The organism is Pseudomonas sp. Root401, assembly GCF_001425105.1.
GTDB classification, from domain to species: domain Bacteria; phylum Pseudomonadota; class Gammaproteobacteria; order Pseudomonadales; family Pseudomonadaceae; genus Aquipseudomonas; species Aquipseudomonas brassicacearum.
Genome location: NZ_LMDO01000018.1, coordinates 22,040 through 32,081, shown reverse-complemented (window position 1 = coordinate 32,081; position 10,042 = coordinate 22,040). Strand labels below are relative to the sequence as shown.

Here is a 10,042-nt window from a genome sequence, read left to right as displayed (position 1 = left end):
ACGCTTGACCTGGGTCTGCTCGAACAACGTCTCCACCAGGCTGCGCTTGAGCGCTTCACCGGCGACGTTGACCGTGTCGACGCCCTCGCCTACACCGCCCGACTCCAGCAACGCCTTGAGCGCCGAGGGCACGGTGTTGATCAGGGTGATATCGTGCTCGCCCTGTTGCAGTTCCAGCACATTAGTGACCACTTCGATGCTGCCGCCCGAGGTCAGCGGGGCGAAGCATTCATAGACGGCCAAGTCGAAGTTCAACGAGGTCGAGAACAGGGTTTTCGACAGGGTTTGAGCGTCAAACGAGCGATGCGCCCAAGTCAGGAAGTTCACCGTGTTGCGGTGTTCGATCATCACGCCNAAGCATTCATAGACGGCCAAGTCGAAGTTCAACGAGGTCGAGAACAGGGTTTTCGACAGGGTTTGAGCGTCAAACGAGCGATGCGCCCAAGTCAGGAAATTCACCGTGTTGCGGTGTTCGATCATCACGCCCTTGGGCAGACCGGTCGAACCCGAGGTGTAGATGACATAGGCCAGATGCGACGAGGTCAGCTCGGTAATCTCTGGATTCAGGACGGATTCGTCCTGCCACAGCTCGCCGTCGAGGTTGATCACCGCCATTGGGGCATCGGTCAACAGCCCAACCGTGGCGCCCTGGGCCAATACCGCCGCTGGGGCGCTGTCGTCCAGCATGTAGGCAATCCGGTCCAGCGGATAAGCCGGATCCAGCGGCACATACCCACCGCCGGCCTTGAGAATCGCCAGCAGCCCCACGACCATGTCGATCGCCACCCGCGAATCAGGCTGCACACCCTGCTTGCGCAAGTAATGGGCCAAACGGTTGGCCCGCTCGTTCAACTCACGGTAGCTCAGGCGCTGCTCGCCACGGATCACCGCGACAGCCTCCGGCGTACGCTGGACCTGGTTCTCGAACAACCCATGGATCGTCTGCTGCTGCGGATAGTCGGCTTCGGTAGCGTTGAACGTCACCAGCAATTGCTCGCGCTCCGAGGCCGGCAGGATCGACACGTGCTGCAAGGGCAGGTCCGGCGTCTGTTCGAGCATGTCGACCAGGTTTTCCAGGGTGTGCTGCACATAACCACAGAATCGCTGCGCACCAATGCGTGCAGGGGTCATGACGGTAAAGCTGAACGCTTCGCCCTGATCGTCCACCGACAACGTCAACGGGTAGTTGGTCCGTTCTTCGCTACTGAGTACCTGGATACCGTTCCAGGCCGACGACAGCTCGATCGCGGTTGTTGTCCCGGTATGGCGATAGTTGAGCAAGGCACTGAACAACGGTGTTGGCGCTTGCACACCGCTGCAACGTTGCGCCAGCGCCAATGAGGCATGCTCATGCCCCAGTAACGCAGTCAATCGTACATGGGTGGCCTTGACGCTGGCACGGACACCGGTTTGCGCCACGTTCACTCGCAAGGGCAGCGTATTAATGAACATGCCCAGCGCCCGATCGGCGCCCTCACCGCCCTGCATGCGGCCCATCAGCACCGTACCGAACACCACATCGTCCTTGCCCGACACCTTGCCCAGGACTTGTGCCCAAACCAGGTGATACAAGCTCGCCGCGCTCACCCCGAGCTGACGCGCCTGGAGCCGTAGCCGACGGCTGAGGTCGGCCGCGACGTCCTGGCGGACCTCCTCGATGCCACTGCCATCGCCTTGCACATCCTGCAAGCCGAACGGTAGCGTCGGCTCGGCGACGTCGCCGAGCATGTCGCGGAAAAAACCTTCGTGGGCTTCGCCACTCACACCCAGGCGGGCCTGGGCCACATAGTTGCGATACGGTATCGCGGCGCCCAACTGCGCCGCCTCTCCCGAGAGACAGGCCTGTATTTCCTGTTGCATCACGTCCAGCGCGGTGTGGTCCAGCGTCATGTGGTGGAACAGCAGCATCGCCAGCCAGCGGTCATTGGCCGTGTCGTAGGCATACACAAGACGCAGCATCGGTGCCTGGGTAATATCCAGGCGGTGGTGCCTGGAATCGAAACGCTCATACAGTTGCGCCGCGGCATCGCCGTCGACCGGGTCCAGTGGGACCTCTTGCCGTCTCAGCAGGGCTTTGCGCCAGACAATCTGCAAGGGTTGCTCGAACCCTTCCCAGCGTATCGATGTCCTGAGAATGTCGTGACGATCAATGACCTGTTGCAACGCGCGCGAGAAGTCTTCCAGGCGGCCCCGGGTCTCGAAAGCGAACAGTGTCTGGAGCAGGTAGGGATCGCCCTGCTCGGCCGAGAGGTGATGGTAAAGAATGCCTTCCTGCAGCGGGGCCAGCGGGTAGATGTCCTGCACGTTGCGCGCACCGCCCGGTACGGTCGACACGATGCGCTCGATAGCCTGCGGGTCCAGAGTGACCAGCGGCAACATGGCCGGGGTGATGTGTTCACAGTCCGAGGGAATCAAATTCGCCGGAACACTGACCTCGCTGCCACTGCCGACGGCGGCGGCCAGCGCCGCCAGGGTCGGTTGACTGAACAGCACGCGCACGTCGGCACTCAAGCCGACCTGGCGCATCCGCTCGATCAGGCCGACGGCCATGAGCGAATGCCCGCCCAGTTCAAAGAAGTTATCGTAACGCCCCACCTGCTCGACCTTGAGCAGCTCGGACCAGATCCGCGCCAGCGCCGTTTCGACCTCGCCTTGCGGGGCTTCATAGCCGCGGCCCGAATAGGCATCACTGTCAGGGACCGGCAAGGCCCGATGGTCGAGTTTACCGTTCGGGGTCAGGGGCAAGGCGTCCAGGCGCACGTAGGCCGCCGGCACCATGTGACTGGGCAGGTGCACCTGCAATTGTTCGCGCAGGCGTTCGGCCGTCAACGCCTGATCCAGGCCGTCGTGCGCCGTGTAGTACGCCACCAGGCGCTGGTCATCCGAGGCCTCTCCCACAGCAACGACAACAGCCTCCCGGATACCGGAGCACGTGCCAAGCCTGGCCTCGATTTCACCCAGTTCGATACGCAGGCCACGGATCTTCAGTTGGCTGTCGTTGCGCCCCAGATAGTCGATGTTGCCGTCCGGCAAGTAGCGCCCCAGGTCACCGGTGCGGTACATCCGCGCGTCCTGCATGGGGCTGAACGGGTCCTTCACAAAGCGCTCGGCGGTCAATTGCGCACGATTCAAGTAGCCCCGGGCAACCCCGGCGCCACCGATGTACAGCTCACCCGCCACGCCGACCGGAACCGGTTGCAGGTGGGCATCGAGCAAGTAGACCTGGGTGTTGGCCACCGGTCTGCCGATATGCAACACCGCCTGCGAGGCATCGATCCGCCCCGAGGTGGCCACCACCGTCGTTTCCGTGGGGCCGTAGTTGTTGATCAGTTCAAAAGGCAAATCGGCCGGCAGTTTGCGCAGGCGATCGCCGCCAATCAGCAAGGTGCGCAGTTGATCGTGCCCCAGGTTGCGGCCAAACGCGTATTCGGCAATGGGTGTGGGCAGGAAGCACACATCCAGCGCCTGGGCCTGCCACCAATCGAGCAGCGCGCCGACGTCCTCGCTGCCCGCCTGAGCCGGCGGCAACAGCAACGTCGCACCCGCACACAACGCAGGCCAGATCTCCCAGGCCGCCGCATCGAAACCGAAACCGGCGACACTGGAGGTGCGGCTGCCGCGTTTCACATCGAAGGCCTGGCAATGCCAACCCACCAGGTTGCTGAGGTTGCGATGCTCGACCATCACGCCCTTGGGCAGACCGGTCGAACCGGACGTGTAGATCACATACGCCAGGTGACGGGCTTCGAGCCCCGGCACCTCGGGATTGGAGACGGATTCGTCCTGCCAATCGGCGCTATCGAGATCGATGACCGGCACCGAGGCATCGGCCAGCAAGCCGTCGGTGACGGTCTGCACCAACACCGCGACCGGTGCGCTGTCCTGCAGCAGGTAGGCAATACGTTCCGCCGGATAGGCCGAGTCCACGGGCACATAACCGGCCCCGGCTTTCAGTACGCCCAACAGGCCGACAACCATTTCCAGGCTGCGCTCGACACAGATCGCCACCCGGTCGTCCGGGCAGACGCCCAAAGCCAACAGGTGATGCGCGAGCTGGTTCGCCCGGGCGTTGAGTTCGCCATAAGTCAGTGTCTGGTCTGCATACACCACCGCCACCGCTTGCGGGTTGGCCTCGGCCTGGGCTTCAAACTGCCGATGGATCAGCGGGTCATGGGTATAGGTCGCCCCTGTCGCATTCCAGGTCTCGAGTAATTGCTTGCGTTCGGCCGGCGGCAATATTGCCAGGCTGTGCATCGGCGTCTGCGGCGCATGTTCCAGCGCTTCGACCAGGTTTTCCAGCGCCACTTGCATATAGCCACAGATGCGTTGGGCACCGACCCGGGACTCGACCAGCACCGTCAGGCCGAAGTCTTCACCCAGGTCATCGACGCTCATCGTCAACGGATAATTGGTGCGCTCTTCGCTCCCCAGTATTTCGATACCCTGCCAAGCTGGCGAGGTTTGCAGCGCGATGGGCTCGGCGACCGAATGGCGGTAATTGAGCAATGCGCTGAACAACGGCGCCGGAGCCATGACTCCACTGCAACGCTGGGCCAACGCCAGGGAGGCGTGTTCATGGCCCAACAGGCCGGTCAGCCGTGCGTGGGTCGCCAATACACCGTCGCGCACGCTTTGCGCACCGACCTGCACGCCAATCGGCAAGGTGTTGATGAACATCCCCAGTGCCCGGTCGGCGCCCTCGCCGCCCTGCATCCGTCCCATCAGCACGGTGCCGAACACCACCTCTTCGCGCCCCGAGACCCGGCCCAGCACCTGGGCCCAGGCCAGGTGATGCAAGGCTGCCGCACTTACCCCCAAGCGACGGGCCTGGGTCCGCAGGCGTCGACTCAAGTCGGTCGCGACAGCCTGTCGAGCTTCCTCGATAGCGCTGCCATCGCCACGAACATCCTGCAGGCCGAACGGCAGCGTCGGTTCGTCGATGTCGCCGAGCATCGCGCGGAAAAACGCTTCGTGTTCTTCACGACTCACACCCAGGCATACCTGGGCCACATAGTTACGGTAAGGCACCGCCTCGCCCAATTGGCCGGCCTGGCCCAGCAGGTGCGCCTGCATCTCGTGCCGCACCACTTCCAGCGCCGTATGGTCGAGCGCCATGTGATGGAACAGCAAGGTCGCCAGCCAACGCCGGTTGACGGCGTCCTCTGCGAACCGGACGCACATCAACGGCGCCTGGCGGATATCCAGGCGGTGGTGACTGACGTCGAAGCTCGCCTTCAACTGACTGAGAATGTCACCCTCCCCATGGTGCGGGATGACGTGTTCAACACCCAGTACCGCCTTGCGCCAGACCACTTGAACCGGCTCGTCCAGCCCCTCCCAGGCCATGGATGACCTCAAGATGTCGTGGCGGTCAATGACGCTTTGCAGGGCCTGGATGAACGCGTCGAGGCGTTCGCGGTTGTCGAAGGCGAACTGCGTTTGCAGCACGTAAGGGTCACCTTGTTCGGCGGCGAGGTGATGGTAAAGGATGCCTTCCTGCAGCGGCGCCAGCGGATAGATGTCCTGCACGTTGCGCGCACCGCCCGGCACGCTCGACACGATGCGCTCGATGGCGTCCTGGTCGAGGCTGGTCAGCGTCAGCATGTCAGGCGTAATCCGCTCGCAGTCGGGCGCAATCCGATTGACTGGCACCACGATGTCGTTGCTGCCTCCCACTGCCGCCGCCAACGCCCCAAGGGTTGGCTGGCCGAACAAGATACGCACGTCGGCGCTCAAACCGGCCTGGCGCATCCGCTCGATCAGGCTGACGGCCAGCAGCGAATGCCCGCCCAGTTCGAAGAAGTGATCGTGGCGACCGACCTGTTGCAGGCCCAGCAGGTCTTGCCAGATTTGCGCCAGGGTAGTCTCGACCTCGCCTTGCGGGGCTTCGTAGCCACGGGTGATCAGCGCGTCGAGGTCCGGCGCCGGCAGGACTTTGCGGTCGAGTTTGCCGTTTGGAGTCAGCGGCAAGGCATCCAGACGCACGTAAGCGACAGGCACCATATAGGTTGGCAACTGCGCTTGCAGGTGGGCACGCAGGGTTTCGATTTCAACTGTTTCGTTCGGCGATAGTTGGGTGAAATAAGCCACCAGGCGCTTGTCGCCCGGTACGTCTTCCCGGGCCAGGACTACGGCTTCGTTCAAGGCGTCGTGTTGCGCGAGCTTGGCTTCGATCTCCCCCAGCTCGATGCGGAAACCACGGATCTTCACCTGATCGTCGTTGCGGCCCAGGTATTCGATGTTACCGTCCGGCAGGTAGCGGCCCAGGTCGCCGGTTTTGTACATGCGGGCATCGGGAACATTGCTGAATGGATCGTTCAGGAAACGCTCGGCCGTCAGGTCGTCGCGGTTCAAATAACCCCGCGCCACCCCAGCACCACCGATGTAGATTTCGCCCGNGCGGCAAACCCGTCCTCGCGGGCCATGGACACCCAGCTCGAATAAGTCGTGGTTTCCGAAGGACCGTAGAGGTTGCACAGRCGCTTGACCTGGGTCTGCTCGAACAACGTCTCCACCAGGCTGCGTTTCAAGGCTTCACCGGCGACGTTGACCGTGTCGACGCCCTCGCCTACACCGCCCGACTCCAGCAACGCCTTGAGCGCCGAGGGCACGGTGTTGATCAGGGTGATRTCGTGCTCGCCCTGTTGCAGGCGCTTGACCTGGGTCTGCTCGAACAACGTCTCCACCAGGCTGCGCTTGAGCGCTTCACCGGCGACGTTGACGGTGTCGACGCCCTCGCCTACACCGCCCGACTCCAGCAACGCCTTGAGCGCCGAGGGCACGGTGTTGATCAGGGTGATRTCGTGCTCGCCCTGTTGCAGTTCCAGCACATTAGTGACCACTTCGATGCTGCCGCCCGAGGTCAGCGGGGCGAAGCATTCATAGACGGCCARGTCGAAGTTCAACGAGGTCGAGAACAGGGTTTTCGACAACGTGGCGTCATCGAACGAACGATGGGCCCAGGTCAGGAAGTTCACCGTGTTGCGGTGTTCGATCATCACGCCCTTGGGCAGACCGGTCGAACCGGAGGTGTAGATCACATAGGCYAAATGCGAGGACGTCAGCTCAGCGACATCCGGATTCYGGACGGATTCGTCCTGCCATAGCCCGCTGTCGAGATTGATCACTGGCATCGATGCTTCCGCCAGCAATTCAAGGGYTTCCGTCTGCGCCAACACGGCCGCCGGCGCGCTGTCATCCAGCATGTAGGCGATACGGTCCAGCGGATACGCCGGATCCAGCGGCACATAACCGCCACCGGCCTTGAGGATCGCCAGCAACCCTACGACCATGTCGATACCGCGCTCGACGCAGATCGCCACCCGCGAATCCGGCTCCACGCCCTGCTTGCGCAAGTAATGGGCCAAACGGTTGGCCCGTTCGTTCAACTCGTGATAAGTCAGGCGCTGCTCACCACGGATCACCGCGACAGCCTCCGGCGTACGCTGGACTTGCGCCTCGAACAACCCATGGATCGTCTGCTGCTGCGGATAGTCAGCCTCGGTAGCGTTGAACGTCACCAGCAACCGATCACGCTCCGCCGCTGGCAAGATCGTCAAATCAGACAATGACGTTCCTGCCGCACACTCCAAGGCCACGACCAGGCTCGTCAATGCCGCTTCCATATAGGCGCCAATCCGCCGTGCGCCGATTTCGGCCACTGCCTGAACGGTCAGGCTGAAACCTTCGCCGAGATCGTCCACTGACAGCACCAGTGGATAGTTGGTGCGTTCTTCGCCGCTCAGTTCCTCGATCCCTTCCCAGCTCGACGACGCTTGGAACGCGTTAGGTTCGGCAACCGAATGACGGTAGTTGAGCAATGCACTGAACAATGGCGTCGGTGCAACCACGCCGCTGCAACGCTGGGCCAACGCCAGGGAAGCATGCTCATGGCCCAACAGCCCGCTCAGCCGCGCATGGGTCGCCAGTACACCGGCCCGCACACTTTGCGCACCGACTTGCACACTGATCGGCAACGTGTTGATGAACATGCCCAATGCCCGATCAGCGCCCTCGCCGCCCTGCATCCGGCCCATCAGCACAGTGCCGAACACCACCTCTTCACGACCCGAAACCCGACCCAGCACCTGGGCCCAAGCCAAGTGATACAGGCTCGCGGCGCTCACGCCCAATTGGCGCGCCTGCAGGCGCAGACGGCGGCTCAGATCCGTCGAGATCGCCTGTTGGGCTTCCTCGATACCGCTGCCATCGCCACGGACGTCCTGCAAGCCGAACGGTAGCGTCGGTTCGTCGATGTCGCCGAGCATCGCGCGGAAAAACGTTTCGTGCTCTTCACGACTTACGCCCTGGCACACCTGGGCCACATAGTTGCGGTAAGGCACCGCCTCGCCCAACTGATTGGCCTGGCCCAGCAAGTGCACCTGTATCTCGTGGCGCATCACTTCCAACGCCGTGTGGTCGAGCGCCATGTGATGGACCAGCAGGGTCGCCAGCCAACGTCGGTTGACGACGTCCTCTGCGAACCGAACGCACATCAACGGCGCCTGGCGGATATCCAGGCGGTGGTGACTGACGTCGAAGCTCGCTTTCAACTGACTGAGAATGTCACCGTCCTCATGTTGCAGGACGACGTGTTCAGCACCCAATACCGCCTTGCGCCAGACCACTTGCACCGGTTCGTCCAGCCCTTCCCAGGCCATGGAGGTCCTCAAGATGTCGTGGCGGTCGATCACCCCCTGCAAGGCCTGGGTGAAAGCGGCGAGGCGCTCGCGGCTATCAAAGGTGAACTGCGCTTGCAGCACATAGGGGTCGCCTTGTTCGGCGGCGAGGTGATGGTAAAGGATGCCTTCCTGCAGCGGCGCCAGCGGATAGATGTCCTGCACGTTGCGCGCACCGCCCGGCACCGTCGATACGATGCAGTCGATGGCCTCCTGACTCAACGTCGCCAGTGGCAGCATAGCTGGGGTAATGTGTTCGCAACCCAGAGGAATCAGGTTTGCCGGGACAGTCACCTCGTTGCCGGTGCCCACTGCGGCGGCCAGGGCAGCCAAGGTCGGTTGATTGAATAGTATGCGCACATCGGCGCTCAACCCGGCCTGGCGCATCCGCTCGATCAGGCTGACGGCCAGCAGGGAATGGCCGCCCAGTTCGAAGAAATGGTCGTGACGACCNGCGCACATCGGCGCTCAACCCGGCCTGGCGCATCCGCTCGATCAGGCTGACGGCCAGCAGGGAATGGCCGCCCAGTTCGAAGAAATGGTCGTGACGACCGACGCGCTCGACCTTGAGCAGGTCTTGCCAGAGCTGCGCCAGGGTGGTTTCGGTTTCGCCTTGCGGGGCCTCGTAGCCACGCGTCACCAACGCATCAAGGTCCGGCGCCGGCAGGGCCTTGCGGTCGAGCTTGCCGTTGGGGGTCAGCGGCAAGGCCTCCAGGTGCACGTAGGCCACTGGCACCATGTAGGCCGGCAACAATGCCTGCAGATGGGCGCGCAGGGTTTCGATTTCTACCGCTTCGCCTGGCGAATGCTGAGTAAAATAGGCCACCAGGCGCTTGTCGCCCGGCACGTCCTCACGGGCCAGGACCACGGTTTCGTTCAAGGCGTCGTGTTGCGCAAGCTTGGCTTCGATCTCGCCCAGCTCGATGCGGAAACCACGGATCTTCACCTGATCGTCGTTGCGGCCCAGGTATTCGATGTTGCCATCCGGCAGGTAGCGGCCCAAGTCGCCGGTTTTGTACATGCGTGCGTTCGAAGCCGCGCTGAACGGGTCCTTGAGGAAGCGTTCAGCCGTCAGGTCGTCGCGGTTCAAATAACCCCGCGCCACCCCAGCACCACCGATGTAGATTTCGCCCGGCACGCCCAGCGGCACCGGTTGCTTGTACTCATCCAGCAGATAGAACTGAGTATTGGCCACCGGTTTGCCGATGTGSGCGGCAAASCCATCCTCGCGGGCCATCGATACCCAGCTTGAGTAGGTCGTGGTTTCCGAAGGACCGTAGAGGTTGCACAGGCGCTTGACCTGGGTCTGCTCGAACAACGTCTCCACCAGGCTGCGCTTGAGCGCTTCACCGGCGACGTTGACC

1 protein-coding gene and 3 pseudogenes are annotated in these 10,042 nt (G+C 62.7%); all 4 read right to left on the bottom strand.

Annotated features, from left to right (window positions below):
• Positions 1 to 354: pseudogene (locus ASC85_RS33130) on the bottom strand (AMP-binding protein); the annotation flags it as partial.
• Position 355: 1 nt separating this feature from the next.
• Positions 356 to 6,398 (bottom strand): annotated as a pseudogene (locus tag ASC85_RS32735) (amino acid adenylation domain-containing protein); the annotation flags it as partial.
• A gap of 1 nt (position 6,399) precedes the next feature.
• Positions 6,400 to 9,131: pseudogene (locus ASC85_RS33125) on the bottom strand (AMP-binding protein); the annotation flags it as partial.
• 1 nt (position 9,132) lies between these two features.
• Positions 9,133 to 10,042: non-ribosomal peptide synthetase (locus tag ASC85_RS32150; RefSeq protein WP_236712362.1), on the bottom strand; the 910-nt coding region annotated here is incomplete at both ends.